This window comes from Ureibacillus sp. FSL K6-3587 (assembly GCF_038593165.1).
In the GTDB taxonomy this organism is placed as follows: Bacteria; Bacillota; Bacilli; order Bacillales_A; family Planococcaceae; genus Ureibacillus; species Ureibacillus suwonensis.
Genome location: NZ_CP151969.1, coordinates 566,401 through 584,707, shown reverse-complemented (window position 1 = coordinate 584,707; position 18,307 = coordinate 566,401). Strand labels below are relative to the sequence as shown.

16 protein-coding genes are annotated in these 18,307 nt (G+C 40.5%); 14 read left to right on the top strand and 2 right to left on the bottom strand.

What is annotated here, in order from left to right; genetic code table 11:
• Window positions 1–67: 67 nt before the first annotated feature.
• Window positions 68–1,624 carry an SWIM zinc finger family protein gene (locus NSS77_RS02835; RefSeq protein ID WP_342470288.1) on the bottom strand — a complete coding sequence of 519 codons (1,557 nt, stop codon included), beginning with the start codon at window positions 1,622–1,624 and terminating at the stop codon, window positions 68–70.
• Window positions 1,625–2,170: 546 nt separating this feature from the next.
• On the opposite strand from NSS77_RS02835, the gene NSS77_RS02830 reads away from it, so the two are divergent.
• From NSS77_RS02830 to NSS77_RS02795, 8 genes are all read left to right on the top strand, one after another.
• Window positions 2,171–2,632: an IDEAL domain-containing protein gene (locus tag NSS77_RS02830; RefSeq protein WP_342470287.1), complete on the top strand. Its 462-nt coding sequence runs from the start codon at window positions 2,171–2,173 to the stop codon at window positions 2,630–2,632.
• Between the two features lie 378 nt (window positions 2,633–3,010).
• The gene (locus NSS77_RS02825; protein WP_342470286.1) at window positions 3,011–3,841 is read left to right on the top strand and encodes a flagellin; all 831 of its coding nucleotides are present in this window, start codon (window positions 3,011–3,013) and stop codon (window positions 3,839–3,841) included.
• A gap of 396 nt (window positions 3,842–4,237) precedes the next feature.
• Entirely contained in the window at window positions 4,238–5,179 is a 942-nt protein-coding gene (locus tag NSS77_RS02820; protein ID WP_342470285.1) for a nuclease-related domain-containing protein, read from the top strand.
• Between the two features lie 352 nt (window positions 5,180–5,531).
• Window positions 5,532–6,464 (top strand): hypothetical protein, encoded by a 933-nt coding sequence (locus tag NSS77_RS02815; protein WP_342470284.1) that lies wholly within the window; start codon window positions 5,532–5,534, stop codon window positions 6,462–6,464.
• Window positions 6,436–6,684, top strand: a complete 249-nt coding sequence (locus NSS77_RS02810; RefSeq protein ID WP_342470283.1) for a hypothetical protein — start codon at window positions 6,436–6,438, stop codon at window positions 6,682–6,684. The genes NSS77_RS02815 and NSS77_RS02810 overlap by 29 nt, the downstream gene beginning before the upstream one ends.
• A 318-nt stretch (window positions 6,685–7,002) precedes the next feature.
• Window positions 7,003–8,274 (top strand): nucleotide sugar dehydrogenase, encoded by a 1,272-nt coding sequence (locus tag NSS77_RS02805; RefSeq protein ID WP_342470282.1) that lies wholly within the window; start codon window positions 7,003–7,005, stop codon window positions 8,272–8,274.
• A gap of 263 nt (window positions 8,275–8,537) precedes the next feature.
• Window positions 8,538–9,257, top strand: a complete 720-nt coding sequence (locus tag NSS77_RS02800) for a WecB/TagA/CpsF family glycosyltransferase (RefSeq protein ID WP_342470281.1) — start codon at window positions 8,538–8,540, stop codon at window positions 9,255–9,257.
• A gap of 751 nt (window positions 9,258–10,008) precedes the next feature.
• Entirely contained in the window at window positions 10,009–12,798 is a 2,790-nt protein-coding gene (locus tag NSS77_RS02795; RefSeq protein WP_342470280.1) for an S-layer homology domain-containing protein, read from the top strand.
• A gap of 188 nt (window positions 12,799–12,986) precedes the next feature.
• Here the strand turns inward: NSS77_RS02795 and NSS77_RS02790 are convergent, their stop codons facing one another.
• On the bottom strand, window positions 12,987–14,261 hold the full coding sequence (locus NSS77_RS02790) for an ISL3 family transposase (RefSeq protein WP_342470279.1): 1,275 nt from the start codon (window positions 14,259–14,261) through the stop codon (window positions 12,987–12,989).
• Here NSS77_RS02790 and NSS77_RS02785 point away from each other — a divergent pair.
• The 6 genes from NSS77_RS02785 (at window position 14,247) to NSS77_RS02760 (ending at window position 18,176) form a co-directional block, all read left to right on the top strand.
• Entirely contained in the window at window positions 14,247–14,612 is a 366-nt protein-coding gene (locus NSS77_RS02785; RefSeq protein ID WP_342470278.1) for a hypothetical protein, read from the top strand. The genes NSS77_RS02790 and NSS77_RS02785 overlap by 15 nt on opposite strands.
• Window positions 14,612–15,079, top strand: a complete 468-nt coding sequence (locus tag NSS77_RS02780) for a site-specific integrase (RefSeq protein WP_342470277.1) — start codon at window positions 14,612–14,614, stop codon at window positions 15,077–15,079. The genes NSS77_RS02785 and NSS77_RS02780 overlap by 1 nt, the downstream gene beginning before the upstream one ends.
• A 379-nt stretch (window positions 15,080–15,458) precedes the next feature.
• The gene (locus NSS77_RS02775) at window positions 15,459–15,872 is read left to right on the top strand and encodes a hypothetical protein (protein ID WP_342470276.1); all 414 of its coding nucleotides are present in this window, start codon (window positions 15,459–15,461) and stop codon (window positions 15,870–15,872) included.
• Window positions 15,856–16,650 carry an ImmA/IrrE family metallo-endopeptidase gene (locus NSS77_RS02770; protein WP_342470275.1) on the top strand — a complete coding sequence of 265 codons (795 nt, stop codon included), beginning with the start codon at window positions 15,856–15,858 and terminating at the stop codon, window positions 16,648–16,650. Before NSS77_RS02775 ends, NSS77_RS02770 begins: the two co-directional genes overlap by 17 nt.
• Entirely contained in the window at window positions 16,647–17,543 is an 897-nt protein-coding gene (locus NSS77_RS02765; RefSeq protein WP_342470274.1) for a hypothetical protein, read from the top strand. The genes NSS77_RS02770 and NSS77_RS02765 overlap by 4 nt, the downstream gene beginning before the upstream one ends.
• A 333-nt stretch (window positions 17,544–17,876) precedes the next feature.
• Entirely contained in the window at window positions 17,877–18,176 is a 300-nt protein-coding gene (locus tag NSS77_RS02760; protein WP_342470273.1) for a helix-turn-helix transcriptional regulator, read from the top strand.
• The last annotated feature ends 131 nt before the right edge of the window (window positions 18,177–18,307 follow it).

Here is an 18,307-nt window from a genome sequence, read left to right as displayed (position 1 = left end):
CTCCACTCGGCGTCCCGGTGCTTCATCCGAATAATTTCCTTTCTCGAACTCAGCATCCCAAATAGTCTCATCCCAATAATTTCCCTTTCTCCAATTCTTCCTGCAAAGCCCGCAGCCGTTTGTATTGATCGCGGACGGAAGCGATATAGTCTTCCCAAAAATTCATTTTGCCCGCTTTTTTCGCCGCGGCTTTCATCTTCTTCCAAATCCGGACCGCCTGCTTGTAATTGTAACGGGACTTTTCCTTGATTTCCCCCATGGCGTAAAAATGATAAAGGGGAAGGACAAGGGCGGGGGCTTCCTCCGCAACTTGCTTCAACCCGTTGTACTCCAAATGCTCGATGGAGGAAGGATACATTTGCTGCAACGCCACCCATTCCCCGTAACGCTTATGCTTCAACAAATATTGGGAATATTGATGAATCCCGTCTTTCCCAAAGGAAGAATATAATAAAATTTCCTCATCTTCCGATAAATCGATATGCTCATATAATGAATAAATCGAAGAAACGACGGAGGAACGATACACATTCTTCACCCTTTGGATGAACGCTTCCAAATGGGGGAGGATGGCCCGCAAAATAAGTTCTGCCGCCCGTCCGTTCTGCTTGGCGTAAGCGAATTTCACAAGCCCCAAATGGATGTCCACATGTTCAGGATTGATATGCTGGATATTTTCTTCGATTGCGGAATCATTTTTCAAAATAATATAGAACACATTGAGCACTTCCGGAACGGGCATTTCCCGCTGCTCCTGCAAATACACCAGCTCTTCCAAAGCGCGCCGTTTTTCCGTAAACACTTCATCCCAAAACAGCAGATACAGGTTCATTTTCCGGTTGATGAAGCCTTCCTGTTCAAACAGCAATTCCCGGAGGAGGAACTGCATTTGATCAAAAAACGGATCCGTTGCAAAAAGGCGGGAAGTTTCGGGGATTTCATGGACGATGTTTTGGATGGATTGAAATCTTTTATGAAAAAAGTTTTCCAGCAAATGTTCATCCACAGAGCGGCTTTTCGTGAATCGAAGGGACAATCGATTCACAACGGCCAGTTCCATAAATAACTTGTAAATCGGTTGCCATTCCCGTTCGAAGGGCATTTGTTTATTCAATTTTTCCAATGCATTCTCCGCAATGTTGGTGTACATGAAGGCGGGAATTTCTTCATCCCCGTGAAAATAGTGGCTGAGCACTTCATCGACCATTTTCAGCCAGCTTTCAGGGGTGCGGATATTCGCGAGGGCTTGCAGATCCACGGATTTTTTCGAACGCCAACTGCCCACCCATTCTTGCACGGAATCGATATATTGATATAACGACAGCAACACGCTCACCTGATGCCGGCACCAGCCTTCCTGAGGGCATGAGCAGGAAATTGTGTTGCCTCGGAAATCGATAATCACTTCCGCCGCCCGTACATCCCGGACCGTCGTCGTCAAAATGGAGAAGACGGATATATAGCGATGGAAAACCACCGCCTGATTCCGGACGGCAAAAAGCGCCCGCCGAACGATCTCCTCATCTTCCGTGACGGAAGGATGAAGCTCCCTCGCAATGATTTGCAATTTTTCACGGATAAATGCCTCTTGCTCTTTGGCCACATTTGCAACTGATAACACCATTCCATTCGCTCCTAAAAAAGTCTTTCTTTCCATTATACCGCGGCAATCCATCTTTGATAAGGGAAATCCTTTGAACTTGCGCGGAACAGATTTAAAAAAACAGATTAAAATGTTATGAATTTTTCGAAAAAAAGTATAAAATAATAAAAAATAGTATTAATATTAGATGAAATAAGAAGCCTACACCCCTTTAAAATCCCATTTGTTTACAACAATTGAATTTTTATCAACCAATGGAGTTCTTTTAAACATGAAATTTGGGGAATATAAGGTAAATAAAATTCGTATGATAGATTACAACCATTTTTACATGGCAGTTTCGTGAAAATTCATCTCTTTCGGGCATAAGTTGTTTGTCTCGCGCATAAAATGAAAATTTGTTCTTTTGACGATATAATTTTTTGTGATTTCCAAAAAATTCAAGTCCACAATTGATTAAACACCGGCTTTTTTGGAAAAACCTAAGGAAGTTTCAAATTCGGGGAAAAGGGAAATTTTGATGTAAGCTTTCGGTCAAAGGAAATGAGTGAAATAGGAGGGATATCGATGATCCAAGTCCAATACATGAAACCGTTTTATTCCAAAGTCTCGGGCGAAACGTTGCGTTTAGTGTTTGCGTATCAATATTTTTCCATCATGAAGGACAATGAAGTGTATCATTTTGTGCCGATTGAAGGGAAGGAAATTATCGTAAACTTAAAAACGATGCAAATCGAAAACCTCTCTGAAATTTTTGTTTTCCAGCGCGGAAACCGGTTTCTCCGCCTGCCGCTTTATCAGCTGCTGTTGATTTCCAACATCCACGAACATCTGGCACCGATTTTGGAGGAAGCGTCCAATAAGTCGGAAAGCATCCATCTCGTTCCTCATGAGGAAAATTCGGAAATCGCGGACCTCATTCGTGCATTGGAAAGCCAAAATTTAGATCGCCTCATCGACGAAGCCCTCTCCAATCGCGACGAACAACTTTTCTACGAATTGGTCGAAAAGAAGAAAAAAATGGAATAAGGTGCCGGGTACTTGATGTGCCTGGCACTCTTACGAAATTAACAAATAGATGATTCCCACTGCAATCCCGGATCCAATGATTCCAAACACCACGTCTTCCAACGAAAATGCCTTCACATGTTTCATTCCGACTCCTCCTTATTCTTCTTATGGAACCATTATTTCCTAATCTTCAAACGATTAAACCTAATCTCAACCAATCTATTCATTGAAAAAGATAAATATTCGGAATTTTGAGGGGATTCTTTTTAAAGGAGTTGCCGATATATTGAATTTTTCTGAAATCCGCCGATATGTAGAGAAAAGAGGTTTTTAATAGAAAGTTTTGAAGGATTTCTGTCGGTGGCACTTTATCCAAAAAAGAAAAGGAGGGGGAAGATGTTCGGGCAATGGTGGGCAACAGGAATGATGATTATCAATAATCTTAATCAAAACTGGATGATGGCCAATAAAGCGCTTCTGAGAATTTCATCCGGCTACCGCATCAACAGCGCGGCGGATGATGCGGCAGGCCTGGCCATTTCCGAAAAAATGCGCGCCCAAATTCGCGGGCTTCAAATGGCGGGCAAAAACATTCAGGACGGGATTTCCCTCGTTCAAACGGCGGAAGGGGCACTCAATGAAACCCATGCCATCATCCAGCGTATGCGGGAGCTGGCCATCCAGGCGGCAAGCGACACGCTGACGGACGATGATCGCAAATTGATCGATATTGAGTTCCAACAATTGAAAGAGGAAATGACGAGGATTGCCAAGCAAACCGAATTCAACACACGCCCCCTCTTGAACGGCGATTATGAATCCAATCCGTTGAAAATCCAGGTGGGCGCGAATGCCGGTCAATATATGGAAATCTATATCGGCGGTGTGGACAGCAATCGCCTTGGAATCGGCGGTGTGGACATTGCGACACGGGACAACGCCGATGCAGCGATTGGCGCGCTGGATCAGGCATTAAAGCAAGTTTCCGGTGAACGTGCCCGCCTCGGCGCGTACCAAAACCGGTTGGAACATGCGTACAATAATGTGCTGAATACGGCGGAAAACTTGACGGCCGCCGAATCCCGCATTCGGGATGCAGACATTGCCAAAGAAATGATGAACTACACGAAAGCAAGCATTTTGGCCATGGCTGCCCAGCACGTCCTCGCCCTTCATATGCAGCAGGCCCAATCGATCTTGATGTTGCTGAATGGCGGGAAGAAGTAGTGGATGGTTTCGTTTATGGGGAGTGGGGGATGTGGTTGATTCCCTAAATTCCTCCCTCAAGGCCGATGCCATTCTGGGAAAACTGGAGTAGATCCATTTGCTTTGAATCCCGAGGAAATGCGGGGGTTGGTGCTATTTACGTGTGATTGAAGCGTCCCCCTCAGCGAATGGATGTCTGCTGCTGATCAAGGCGGCAAGTGGTTCACTTGGCGATTGCATATGCCTGATACTCTTGGGAGTGCCAGGCATTTTTTATGTCAACTCAATCCTCCAAATTTTATCTTTCACCCAAAAAAACCGTCCAAAAATTAATTTTCTGGAAATCACTTCCTAGAACCCCTCATTTCTGCTAATTTATAAGAAAGAACGGTTCAACTGCATGAGGGGGGTGGAATTTTGCTGATAAAACCATTCCAAACCAGCAACTATAAAATCGCCCTGGAATCCCTACGCAAACGCCTAAGCCCTCGCCACGAAAAATTCCTGAAAATCGAAGAAGAACTCTCTTTGCAAGAAGCCGGAGAAAACGGCGAAAAACATGTATTGACCATCCTGACAGAAAACCAGTTGCCAAAGAACACCTTTATCCTCCATAACGTCACAATCGACTCCATCATCAACATCCAAATTGACATCATGCTGATTTCACCGGGCTGGTGCCTTATCCTGGAAGTCAAAAACCTCAATGGTGAACTGACATTTATGAACAACCCGCCACAATTGATTTGTGTAAAAGAAGACCGGAAATTGATCTACCGCAGCCCGGAAGCCCAAATCGACCAATACCTCTTCGGCCTCACCCGATTTTTTGAGCAACATCAACTGAAAATGCCCATGTATGGAGCCATCGTATTGCCTTATGCCAACGCCATCATAGACAAGCCTCCATCCAAATATCCACTGCTCATGGGAAGGGGCATCATCAACCACATTTGGACACTGCCAAAAAAAGACATCATCCCATCCAAACAAGTGGCGGAACTCATGATCCGGCATACGAAAGAACCATCCTGGAACCATTTTCCTCTTACCGAGTACTACAACATTGATTCACAGGACATCCTGCGCGGCGTCGAATGCCCGAACTGCGGCGCCATCCCCATGAAACGCCTGAAGCGGACATGGCTTTGCGAAAAATGCAACAAAATGGATATGCACGCCCATGTAAAAGCGTTGAGGGAGTATTACATGTTGATTGATAAGACGATTTCTACTAAAGAAGCCATGGATTTTTTAATATTAAGAAACCGCTTTGAAGCAACGAGAATATTGAAAGCTAACAGCAAAGAACGTACCGGGAATACAAGAAATAGTAGATATGATTTGGCATTGGAATAAATCAGGATGATGCGCAAGAATAAGTAAGATTAAGAGCGTGCTTGATTGGTGCGCTCTTTTATATTTATTAAGGGATTATTTCAAAAAATGGATGCTGCTACAAAGGGAGTGGAAACTACATCATTGGAAGCGCTAAAAGGGAAAAAAACAGTATCTGCATCTGGAAAAGGCAAATGAACTAAAGGGAATGCTATTCGCACTAAAGAGGATGCCATCCGCACCAAAAGGGGGAGTAACTGCACCAAAGGGATGGCCATCCGCACCAAAAGAGGGAGTAACCGCACCAAAGGGTTGGCCATCCGCACCAAAAGGGGAGTAACCGCACCAAAAGGGGAGTAACCGCACCAAAGGGATGGCCATCCGCACCAAAAGGGGGAGTAACCGCACCAGAGGGTTGGCCATCCGCACCAAAAGGAGGAGTAACCGCACCAAAGGGATGGCCATCCGCACCAAAAGGAGGAGTAACCGCACCAAAGGGTTGGCCATCCGCACCAAAAGAGGGAGTAACCGCACCAAAGGGTTGGCCATCCGCACCAAAAGAGGGAGTAACCGAACCAAAGGGTTGGCTATCCGCACCAAAAGAGGGAGTAACCGAACCAAAGGGTTGGCCATCCGCACCAAAAGGGGGAGTAACCGCACCAAAGGGTTGGCCATCCGCACCAAAAGGGGGAGTAACCGCACCAAAGGGTTGGCTATCCGCACCAAAAGGAGGAGTAACCGCACCAAAGGGTTGGCCATCCGCACCAAAAGGGGGAGTAACCGCACCAAAGGGTTGGCTAACCGCACCAAAGGGTTGGCTAACCGCACCAAAGGGTTGGCTAACCGCACCAAAGGGCTGGCTATCCGCACCAAAAGGAGGAGTAACCGCACCAAAGGGTTGGCCATCCGCACCAAAAGGGGGAGTAACCGCACCAAAGGGATGGCCATCCGCACCAAAAGGGGGAGTAACCGCACCAAAGGGTTGGCCATCCGCACCAAAATAGGGAGTAACCGCACCAAAGGGTTGGCCATCCGCACCAAAAGGAGGAGTAACCGCACCAAAGGGTTGGCCAACCGCACCAAAAGGAGGAGTAACCGCACCAAAGGGTTGGCTATCCGCACCAAAAGGAGGAGTAACCGCACCAAAGGGTTGGCCATCCGCACCAAAAGGGGGAGTAACCGCACCAAAGGGCTGGCCAACCGCACCAAAAGGAGGAGTAACCGCACCAAAGGGTTGGCCAACCGCACCAAAAGGGGGAGTAACCGCACCAAAAGGGTTGGCCAACCGCACCAAAAGGAGGAGTAACCGCACCAAAGGGTTGGCCAACCGCACCAAAAGGGGGAGTAACCGCACCAAAGGGCTGGCCATCCGCACCAAAAGGAGGAGTAACCGCACCAAAGGGTTGGCTAACCGCACCAAAAGAGGGAGTATCCGCACCAAAGGGTTGGCCATCCGCACCAAAAGAGGGAGTAACCGCACCAAAAGAAGAAGTATCTGCACTAAAAGACCTCTCCGCACCAAATAATACCCCTCCCCTAGCAAAAAACGGTAGATAATGTGAAAATAATTCACAGTTTCCCGTGAAAGTTGTATACTAAAACTCGTATGATTAAATTCAACACAATACAAACCGACGAATAAAACATTCTAAATCAATACACCCTAAAACAAACGGGTCGTGGAGTGCATAGGATTTGAAGTTCCCTCAATAAAGCGCGGAACACAAAGTGGAGCCGACAATCCTGGGCTCCTTCACAACACCATCAAGAACCATAACCAAATCTCAGCACTGTCAACACTCCATCCACCCGTTTCGGAACATTGAAAGGAAGTAACGATTAACATGACAAAAACAATGTGTGTGATCGGACTAGGTTACATCGGATTACCAACAGCGGTCACTTTTGCAAACCATGGAGTCAAAGTTCATGGAGTAGACGTCAACCCGAATGCCGTTCGAAGCATTCAAGAAAAAAAATTACATATTGAAGAACCAGGCTTGCAAGAACGGCTCAACAAAGCGGTGGATGAAGGATATTTGACTGCTTCCACAACACCGCAAGAAGCGGATGTATTTATCATCTCCGTACCATCACCAATCAATCCGGACAAAACAGCCAACCTTGAATACGTGCGGGAAGCCACAAAATCCATCGTGCCTTACGTAAGAAAAGGCAACTTGGTGATTCTGGAATCCACAGTGCCGCCAAAAACAGTGGAACGCGTGATGATTCCTGAACTGATCAAAACAGGATTGGATATCGGAACAGAACTCTTTGTTGCCCACTCACCAGAACGGGTAATTCCGGGACGCATCTTTGAAGAATTGATCAACAACGGCCGCATCATCGGCGGGATCAATAAAAAATCTGCGGAAATGACAAAAGAACTTTACGAACTCTTCGTGAAAGGCCCTATCCATTTAACGGATGCCACAACAGCGGAACTTGTGAAAGTCATGGAAAATACATACCGTGATGTCAACATTGCGTTCGCCAACGAATTGGCCAAATTGGCTGAAGAATGGGATGTCAACATTTGGGAAGCGATCCACTATGCGAACTTCCATCCTCGCGTGAACATCCACTTCCCAGGACCAGGTGTGGGCGGACACTGCATCGCCGTTGACCCATGGTTCTTGGTGGAACTTGGCGGAGAAAAAGCGCAAATGATCCACCTTGCGCGCAAAATCAATGATGGCATGCCGTTGTTCACAGCCCAAAAAACGCAAAAAATCTTGAATGAAAATAAAATCGCGGGCGGCAAAGTGGCAGTGCTTGGCCTTGCTTTCAAAGGAAATGTGGACGACATGCGCGAAAGCCCATCATTAGAAGTGATCCACGAACTTCAACAACTTGGCTTGGAAGTCGTTTCCTTCGACCCGCATATTAAAGAAAACAAACACCCAACCCAAACACAAAGCTTGGAAGAAGCCGTAAACGGTGCGGACATTCTGCTTGTGTTGACGGACCATAAAGAATTCAAAGAATACAATCCATTAACGATCACGCCAAAACACAAAATCGTGCTTGATACGAAAAACTGCTTGGATCGCGAAAAATGGAAAGAAGCCGGATTCCAATGCCATCTTCTCGGCGATTCAAAAAATAAATAAGAAGAATATACGGCAGGGTAGAAGCTCTGCCGTTTTTCTTTTGGTGCAGAGGATGGAACGGGGCTCCCGCGGATGAAGTCTCCCGCGTCTAAAGGCAATAACCCCCGCCTCAAAATGCATATCCTTCCACCCCCGTGCCAAAAATAAGGTGTAACACCTGTAAACGCCATGTCACCAATTTTTAACTTTCAAATTCTGTACATTCTCATTTTTTTTGGTATGATGATAAACGGAAAAAATACAATCGAAATGGATGAATGGAAATGAAAGAAACAGTTTTAGGCATACAAGTCAACACAGAAACCTACGACGAACTGATCGAGCAGATTTTTGACCGCATCGAGAAAAAAGAAAAATCACTCATTGTCGCCATCAACCCGGAAAAAATCATGAAAGCGAAAGACGATCCGGCTCTCAAAAAACTATTGAACGAAGCTGAATTCCAAATTCCTGATGGCATTGGTGTCATCCTGGCCTCCAAACTTCAAAAAGGGAACATCATCGAAAGGGTTACGGGCATCGACATGATGATGCGCATTTGTGAAGAAGCGGCGAAAAAACAAAAACGGATTTTCTTATATGGAGGAAAACCGGGAGTTGCCGCATCCGCTGCGGAAAAACTGAAAGAACTTTACCCTGGCATCCAAATCGCCGGCATCCAGCACGGTTACGAAAAAGACAATGCAAAAGTCGTAGCCAACATCAATGAAGCCAAACCGGATATCCTCTTTGTCGCAATGGGCAGCCCAAAACAGGAAAACTGGATCAATGCCAACCGCGACCAATTATACCCAATCATCTATCAAGGGGTGGGAGGATCCTTCGACGTGCTCGCAGGAAATGTCAAACGGGCGCCGGAATTTTTCCAAAAAATAGGGCTTGAATGGTTTTACCGGTTGATGCTGGAGCCAAAAAGAATCAAGAGACAAATGGCATTGCCTAAATTTTTAATCGAAGTCATCCGCAGCAAAAAAGCGAATTAGCAACATTTCCCTCAACTCCACAAAATTATGCAATAGAAAATTATTTTGTAATCTTTGTAATAATTTATTGTGTATTTACACTGATGGTGTTAAACTGAAGTAAGTAGTAAGATTTCCTCTACAAAATAGATGGAAAAATTTTCCCTGCAAGAAAAAATGGTTGGTAGCCCAGGAAAGAGGCCTCAGCAATTCACTGCTGGGGCCTTTTTCCTGCTCACCAACCCTTATTTATAATAGGAAGAAAATCCAAACGGTGCCACAAGATGCTTCCATTGGAATAAATTCTATCCATCCGATCGCGCCAACTCCTACCCAAATAAATCCCAACCCCAACAAAAAATCAGTCATAAATCCAAATAGCCACCAATATACTAGGTGTCGGGTGAATGAAACGGAACATGAATAAACAATTGGAACAAAAGAACCAATCAGCAAAAATTAGCAAATCATCCCCAATGTCATGAAAAAATGGACCAACATTAGTAGAAATGAAAAAAATCTAGAAAAAATATGAGAGAATTGCTGATTGAGGTTGTTTTTTACAAATAACTTATGTCATAATATAAGAGATTGTTAGTTATCCTTAATTTCATGAATGTGACAATCATATAACCGCAATGGAAATGTTGCCAAAAAAAGATTGACAACCCATTCGCAGACTACTAAACTTTTACTTGTAATAGTTTATAGTTCTCATATGTTTTGAGGATAACTAAAAATATTATGTGAAATAAGAGGAGGAAATCTTTCTATGGCTAACCAACCAAAGAACTATAAAAAATTCGTAGCAACAGCTGCTACAGCTACATTGGTTGCAAGCGCAATCGTTCCTGTTGCTTCAGCTGCCAGCTTCTCTGACATCGAAGGCAACACTCATGCTGATGCAATCAAAGCTTTATCAGACGCTGGTATCATCAAAGGTTATGAAGATGGTACATTCAAACCAAACGCAGAAATCAACCGCGGACAAACTGTTAAATTATTAGGCCGTTGGTTAGAAACTAAAGGTTACAAAGTTCCAGAAAACTGGAATACAGTACAACGCTTCAACGATCTTCCAGTAAACGCAGCTGACTCTGAATTAGTAAAATACGCAGCACTAGTTAAAGATGCTGGCGTATTCAACGGTTCTAACGGCAACCTAAACTACAACCAACCAATGCAACGCCAACAAATGGCACTTGTATTAGTACGTGCTATCAAAACTGTAGAAGGCATTGACTTAATTAAAGAATACAAAGATGCTGGATACACTTCAAAAATCAAAGACTTAGACAAAGCTTACTCAACTGAAAACGTTGAAGCAATCACTGCTTTAGAATACGCTGGTATTACAGTTGTAGAAAACTTCAACCCAACAAGCGCAATCACTCGCGGTCAATTCGCTTCATTCTTAAACCGTACAATCAACTATGAAGCACCAGTTAAAGAAGCAAAAGTTGTATCTGTTAACGTAATTAATGCTAAACAAATTCAAATCAATTTCAGCAAAGAAGTTGATAGTGATACTGCTAAAAACTTAGGTAACTACTACATTAAAAATGCTTCACAAGCAAGACAAGCAGTTTCAACTACAGATTCTACAGCAAAAGTATCAGTTTCTGATGACAAAAAATCTGTAACAATTACAGCGTCTACAACTATAGAAGCTTTAGCAAAAGTTACTCAATCAGGTACTCCATTCGTATTCGAAGTTGATGGTGTAAAAGCTACTGACGGTTCTGCATTCCCTAAATACACAGCAGAATTAAAAGTTGACGATAAAGTAGCACCAACACTAGTAAGCGCAGAAGCTAAAGCTATTACAACAACAAAAAATGTGACTCTAAACTTCAGTGAACCAGTAGACCCTGCTACAGGTGTTTACAAAGTTAATGGTAAAGTTGCATCAGTAACTGCTGGATCAGAACCAAATCAATTAACTTTAACTACTGTAGACAGCTTAGAAGCTGGAAAATCTTACACATTAGAAATCATTAACGCAAAAGACTATGCTGGTAACATTATTAACCCAGTAAGCACAAACTTCACTGTTGTGAAAGATGATGCTGCTCCAACTATCTCTACGGTTACAACTATTAGCGATAATAAAGTACGTGTAACATTTGATAAATCAATGAATGCTTCAACTTTAGCATCATCAAACATTACAGTTGTTAGAGGTAATGGTGTATCTGTGTCAGTTGGTGACTACAGAGTATCTGCAGTATCAAACACATCAAATAAAACATTTGATATCACTTTCACTGGCGGTTTATATTCTGGAGTTGATTCCGAAGCTTTAACTCTAGTATTCAGCAGCAACATTAAAGACAGCGTAGGTAATGTACTTCCAACAACAACAAAAACTGTGACATTAAATAAAGATACTCAAGCACCTACAATTCAAGCTGTTAGAGTATTACCAAAAGGTGACACATACGACGGAAATACTTATGCAAATGGTGCATTAGTATTAACATTTAATGAAGATGTCGTTGACCCAGGAACAAGTATTCTAGCTGGTTCTTCAGTTACAATCATTGACCAAGATGGAACAGATATTTCTAGTAATGTAACTCCTGGAGATCCTGTTTTGGATTCTAAAAACTCAAAAATTTTAGTGATTCCTTTTACTACGAATACTATTCCTACAACATCTAAATCAGCAACAGTTCGTATTTCTGCAGGAATTACTACTGATGCTTCTCTTGGAGCAAACAAAAACGCAGGGGCAACATTCAACAATGTTAAATTAGATGAATCAATCACTGACACAACAAAACCTGTAGTTTCAAATGTTGCTGGTAATAATACTAATAATACAATTTCATTTACTATTACTGAACAAAACCTTGACAAATCTACTGTTCAAAACATCGATAACTATCGTTTAGATGGAAAACCATTACCATCTGATTCATATGTAACAATTTCAGGTACTGCTCCAAACTATACAGTAACAATCCACTTAGGAGACGAAGCTGTATCTGAAACTCGTACAAACTATGCATTTACAATTTCCGGAGTTAAAGATACTTTTGGAAATATTGCTGATACAGTAGCTGTTAACAATGTAAGCTTAAAAGATAATGTTAAACCAGTATTAAATGTAGCAAAAATCAATTCTGACAATACAATTACATTATCATTTACTGAATCTGTATCAGGTGTAGTTAAAGGCGACTTTGAATTCTACTTAAATGGTTTAGGCACACCATTAAATACAAATTCATATACAGTAACACCAGTGACTGCTGGTTCAGATGCTGGTTCAGTTTTAGTAGATTTTGTACTTTCATTCGATAGCGGAACTGCATTAGCTGGAGATGAAAAACTATATGTTGATGTGGATGGTGACGGATTATATAGTGCAACAGTAGATATCTTGTTATTACAAGGTACATTTGCTGACAAAGCAGCAGCTGAAGCTGTATATGGTTCTAGCAAAGTTGCTCTAGCTGATTTATCTTCAATCAAAGTAAAAACTGCTTCTTCAACAACAGGCGCAGATGCAGCTGGTAACAAAATTAAATCTGGTACGTTAATCACTGTAAAATAATAATTAGTATTAATATCTGATAAAAAGTCTTGTGGAGAGTAATTCTCCGCAAGACTTTTATTGGTTCTTTGTCAATTGGTGTTGGTGAATAAATTTTGGTTCTTTGTCAAATGGTGTTGGTGAATAAATTTTAGTGACATTATTTGGTAATATGTAATCGGATGGCTTAGGGGAAATTCGAGGTTCCCCTAAGCTGTTTTTATTTTCGCTAAGTTTTGGGTAATGAATATTCGGTTTCTAAAGTGATAGAAGGATCGATAACCGAAAGAAATGCGTTTAATCACTTTGATTTTGTTATTAATCCCCTCTAAAATGCCGTTATTATAATCGTACTTTAGCGTATTCTCGACGTAATTGATGTATTTGTTGATTGTCTTGATGGCGGTTTTCATATAGCTGGAAACGATATTTTGTTTATTCTCTAATGTTTTCTTTAGGAGCTCAAAGTCTTTGGTTTTGATGCAATGTTGCACGTATTGATATAACTCATAGGACGCTTTTAATTCAGAATCTAAATCAATGAGATAGTGGAGAATCTCCACCTCACACATATGCTTTTTAAAGCAACGATGATATTTATAGTTCTTATAATCAAGTTTTGTTTGATCTTTCAGAAGGAGCTTCCAGTATTTTTTTAATTTATTGTAATTCTTTTTATCCCGATTCATGACGTTGATGCGCGTTTTGTTTAAAGCTCTGCTAAATAGTTGGAGGATATGGAATTTGTCGAGTACGATTTCCGCTTTAGGGAAAACTTCTTGGATTAAGGAAATATAAGGGCTGTACATATCGATGACAATCGTTTTTACCGCATCTCTCGCCTTCTTGGAATACCGTAAGAAATACTCTTTGAGGACATGTAATCTCCGGTCCTCCACGATATCCACAATCTCCCCCGTTTCAGAGTCGCAGAAAATAAAGGACATCGCTCCAGCTGCGGATTTCACTGATTTAAACTCATCAAAACACAAATGCTTTGGAAGGTAGTGAACATTTGGTTGATAATAGCTATAAAAGCTGTCAATGACACGACTGACAGTGGCATGAGAAACATTATGTTTCATCGCAATATCTTTTTCGGATATTTTATCTTTGGCGTTTAAAGCAATCGCTACTTTGGTATTGTTGGAAATACAACAGTTTTTAGCCACGACGCTCGTTTTTAAAGTAAACGTGGAATGACAATGTTTACAGAAATAACGCTGTTTACGCAATTTTAAGTAGGTATGAAAACCTGAAACACTAGGCATTTTAATGAGAGACGTTTTAAAACCGTGTTTAATGATTTGAACATCAAAGACATGTCCACAAGCATAACAAGCTTTTGGTTGGTAAGTTAATTGGCCATAAAAGACTTTTGATTGGACCCCTTTAATGAGTTCTTCTGCACAAAAATTTTCATCAAATGTGATATTTTTGTCTTTTATATTGAGTAGGTTTCGTATAGAATGATGGTGAGACATGTGACACAACTCCTTTGGAAAATGTGTTTTGGCGATTACATTTTACCAGAGTTTTGTCACTGTCTCATTTTTTTGTTCAAAAAAATTGGTGCTGGTTTATACTCACCAACACCAAATATTATAGAGCCCAAATATATTGCTGCATTAAAGATATTTTTTTCATACTTAACTGAGACCGGCCTGATAAAAGATAACCCAATGAATCGAATCAAAATGGAAAAAATCGAGTATGCTCAAAGTTCCAGCCAAACAAAATGGTTAACCAAAGAAGAACAAGAACGGTTTATAAGCTATGTTGAATTAGAAAAAATGAGTTTAAACGCCTCCGTAACCTTGCGATCATCGATCTAATGCTTTATGCAGGTTTGCGGGTTAACGAAGTAGCATCCTTAGAATTAAGTGATATTCAAACCAAAGGAAATGATATTGAAATTACTGTTCGTCAAGGGAAGGGAAATAAATATGCCTCTGTTTTGCTCGTTCAAAAGTATTCAAGAAACCTGAGAAAGTGGTTAAAATACCGTCAAAGACTTGAGAAGAGCATTCATAAGGAATCTCAACGTTTATTCGTATCGGAAAGATCCATGTTTCTAACAGAGCGGGCCATTCAAAAAATGCTAACGAAATACGCGGATTTAGCCAACATGGAGAACATTACCCCGTACCGCTTCCGTCATAGTTTTTGTAAAAACCTAGCCAATGCTGGAACGCCCATTGAAATTATTAGACGGCTTGCTCGGCATGAAAGTATTCAAACAACCGCTATTTATGTAGACACATCACGAGAAGAGCAGATGCAGGCGTTAAGGAGAATGTAATTCGATGAGTAAAAAACGTGTTGTACTTGATTATTTTTATGAAAAGGTTGCTGATGAAGCTTGTGATACAAAAATTTGAAAAAAGGAATATAAAGAAGAAGTTATTTTAGTTTTAGAATACTCGAAAAGCTAATGAAGATAACGATTTTTTATTTTTGTGCAATTAGGAAGAACCCCCTGACCTCTTAGCTAAAAAGTTATAAGGGAAGGAGGCAACATATAGCAATACATTCCTCTTTTTAAGAAAAAAATAAGTTTGATCAAGAACTTTTTAATAATTTTTTGCATAAAATAATCATATATTCCGTTTTTTGAGGAAAATATATAGAAAATCATACATTCTTATTTATAATTTATTGTAGATACGGAGGTGAAGCGTATGGTAAATACAAACAAAATTGTAGGTCAGAATGTCAAAAAATATATAGAAAGTAAAGGTATTAAACATTCATGGGTGATGGAACGCACTGGTATTAAGAAGACAGCTTATTATAATTTCTTAAAAGGCGAAGGAAATGTGGAGGAGTATGTTGCAAAGATCAATAAGCTATTCCGCATTAAAGATCCGTTCTTTTTTTACAAGGCAGATATGGAATTCAAAGAAAAAACGTTTGACCGTAGCCGATCTGATGCCTTTATGAATTATGTGGCACTTTCGTTTCACGGTACAGTGGACGAAGAATTAAAAAAGGGTATGCATCTTTTTAGCGAATTTGTTGAACTGATCGATGTTTTAAAATCAGTCACAAATTCGGAAAATCCAAGGGGGCAGTCCATTGATTACAAAAGATAATCTTGAAATGATTCTAGAGCATAACAAAACACATTTGCCGAAAATTAAAAAGGCAATGGACCGTATTTACTCCCTCGGAGATCCTCTTGCTCATGTAAAGCCGCTTGATTTTATAAAAACTTATCTTTACGAGCATGCAAATGTATTGCAGTTTCCGATTCAAAATGCTGACTATGGTGGGCTTGTGTATTACTATAACGGTGATTATTATGTCCATATTAATACCGCACAGCCGAGAATATATGAAAATTTCATGTGGGCGCATGAGTTTTATCATTTCTTTTTTGACAGAGATAAAATTAAGAACCCTGACCAAAATTTTATCATGATTGATCATATTTATGATGAAAAAGAGCGGCTTCCTAATCTCTTCGCTTCCGAATTTTTAATTAATGACTTTGTGTTAGAAAGAAGCTTTCAATTTTTAGAAACCGCTCACATGAAACAATCTCTTCCGGAAAAAATTATGCGATTAATCAGTATCTTCCAGATCCCGTATAAAGCGTTAGTTGTGAAACTTGCTCAAAACGAATTGATCACGATTAACGAAGCGAAAAATGCATTGGACTATGATTATAGAAATCGTATTCCTCATGATATAGACAAATCATTTTTCGAGCCTAGTTATACAATAAACATCAGCGGGTTTGATGAATTGTATGAAAAAGCAAAAGGGTTGATGTATGAGGAGGATCTTCAATCGATTAAAAAATCTTATGATAAGCTATATGAACAAGTGTTGGCGTCAGTGCGTGATCAAAGGGGGACTAAAGGATGAAGGTCCTCGATTCTCCTGTTTTAGAATCTGTTCGTCCGTTTATTTCAGATAATACGGAGCAATTGTACCAGTCACTAAACGAACACCAAACATTTTATATGTTAGATAATATGATTTTAACGAAATTAAGAAAACAAATATCAAATTTGCCGCTTTTGCTGCAGGCGTTTAATCAGTCCCCGGTTTTTCTTATTCCTGATGCAGTGTTAGAAGAGTCTTTTAGGAATATACCAACCAAAGAACGGTATGACTATTATTACTTTGAGCTTTTCAAACAATTATCGGCGAAGAAACAGCTGTACATTATATCGATGGAAACCATTTATCAATTATTAGAAAAAGGAATGACGAAAAAGCAATACATATTTGATGCGATGAAACAACTAGCTTTGGAAGCTTTCAGAGTAAATAGAGATATTATTAATAATCTGGAACGATGTGAATTATCCTCTTTTTCGGATCTTCCGAAATTGAGACAAATCATTTTACATAACGGAAATCATGCAGGAGAGCGCTTTATTTGTTTTTTCTCATTATTGCTTGTTCATCAGTACTACGGTCCTGCCTATATATGTAGTGATGACGGCAAAGGTGTATATACGATGTATAATACTTTTGTCAATAACGAAAGTTTATTTCGAATATTAGGTGTCGATGATTTTTTGATGTTTAAAGAGCAATACATCCTGCTGTCTTATGACTGTATTCTACAATTATCCATTAAGAATACGGAATTAAGCTCAGAAGAAATCTATGCTTTTGTGCAGAGTAGCGGTCGAAACGAGTCAAGGAAGGTCATTTATTCGTTAGATGGACAGTCATTCCATACAGAAATTAAAAATGCAAATTTCGCCAAATGGATAGAAGAGAGGAAAATAGAGATTTTCTTTTAATTCTGTTGTCAATCATGAAATCTTTAAAATGAATTTTAGAGTCGGATTCATTTTATCATCGGCTTTAACACAGGTAAATGAGGTTTCTTCATTAAGAAATAAACGACATCATAACTAAAGATAAAGATGTTCAAGTGACCATTCGGGAGGACAAGCGGATAAGTTTGCAACTGTAATACTGGTTCAAAATTCAAAAGTCATACTGCTTCATTATTTCGACAAGTAGTATAACGGAGCGATAAGACGAGAGGATATTGAGCCTGCCGAATCAGCATATGAAAGTTATTGCGCTTTTGATCCTTGCCTTTATTAATCAACTGGGAGGAAAAAAGAATGAGTGATTTTTTTAAGAAATATGCAGCTATTCGAGGTGAGCTGCATGTTCAAAAACTTCAATTAGAAGGAACGATAGCTGCACAGATCAAAACAAGACGGAAGCAGCTGAATATGTCTCAACAGGAACTTGCAGATCGTATTGGAGTTCCAAAATCCACAATTGGAAGGATTGAAGCAGGGCTTACGAGTCCGAGAGTAGGGACACTTTTTAAAATCTCGCAAGCATTGAATACTGCTTTCATCATTGACGGTAGTAGTAAACAGGATCATGACCATAACCTGCATGTTCAAGTTTAGCGTATCATTCATACGCTTATATTATCGAAGTTGTTCCTTGGAGAGAACATTCTCCAAGGAATTTGTTTTTGGAGGAAGGGATCAATGTATGTAAAATTTCGTATCTGTCAATCGTTGATCTCTCCTTATGT

What these genes read in the sequence shown, in the direction of transcription:
- NSS77_RS02835 (WP_342470288.1), bottom strand. Translation starts at nt 1,624, where the DNA reads ATGGTGTTATCAGTTGCAAATGTGGCCAAAGAGCAAGAGGCATTTATC.
- NSS77_RS02830 (WP_342470287.1), top strand. Translation starts at nt 2,171, where the DNA reads ATGATCCAAGTCCAATACATGAAACCGTTTTATTCCAAAGTCTCGGGC.
- NSS77_RS02825 (WP_342470286.1), top strand. Translation starts at nt 3,011, where the DNA reads ATGTTCGGGCAATGGTGGGCAACAGGAATGATGATTATCAATAATCTT.
- NSS77_RS02815 (WP_342470284.1), top strand. Translation starts at nt 5,532, where the DNA reads ATGGCCATCCGCACCAAAAGGGGGAGTAACCGCACCAGAGGGTTGGCC.
- NSS77_RS02805 (WP_342470282.1), top strand. Translation starts at nt 7,003, where the DNA reads ATGACAAAAACAATGTGTGTGATCGGACTAGGTTACATCGGATTACCA.
- NSS77_RS02800 (WP_342470281.1), top strand. Translation starts at nt 8,538, where the DNA reads ATGAAAGAAACAGTTTTAGGCATACAAGTCAACACAGAAACCTACGAC.
- NSS77_RS02795 (WP_342470280.1), top strand. Translation starts at nt 10,009, where the DNA reads ATGGCTAACCAACCAAAGAACTATAAAAAATTCGTAGCAACAGCTGCT.
- NSS77_RS02785 (WP_342470278.1), top strand. Translation starts at nt 14,247, where the DNA reads ATGATGGTGAGACATGTGACACAACTCCTTTGGAAAATGTGTTTTGGC.
- NSS77_RS02790 (WP_342470279.1), bottom strand. Translation starts at nt 14,261, where the DNA reads ATGTCTCACCATCATTCTATACGAAACCTACTCAATATAAAAGACAAA.
- NSS77_RS02780 (WP_342470277.1), top strand. Translation starts at nt 14,612, where the DNA reads ATGCTTTATGCAGGTTTGCGGGTTAACGAAGTAGCATCCTTAGAATTA.
- NSS77_RS02775 (WP_342470276.1), top strand. Translation starts at nt 15,459, where the DNA reads ATGGTAAATACAAACAAAATTGTAGGTCAGAATGTCAAAAAATATATA.
- NSS77_RS02765 (WP_342470274.1), top strand. Translation starts at nt 16,647, where the DNA reads ATGAAGGTCCTCGATTCTCCTGTTTTAGAATCTGTTCGTCCGTTTATT.
- NSS77_RS02760 (WP_342470273.1), top strand. Translation starts at nt 17,877, where the DNA reads ATGAGTGATTTTTTTAAGAAATATGCAGCTATTCGAGGTGAGCTGCAT.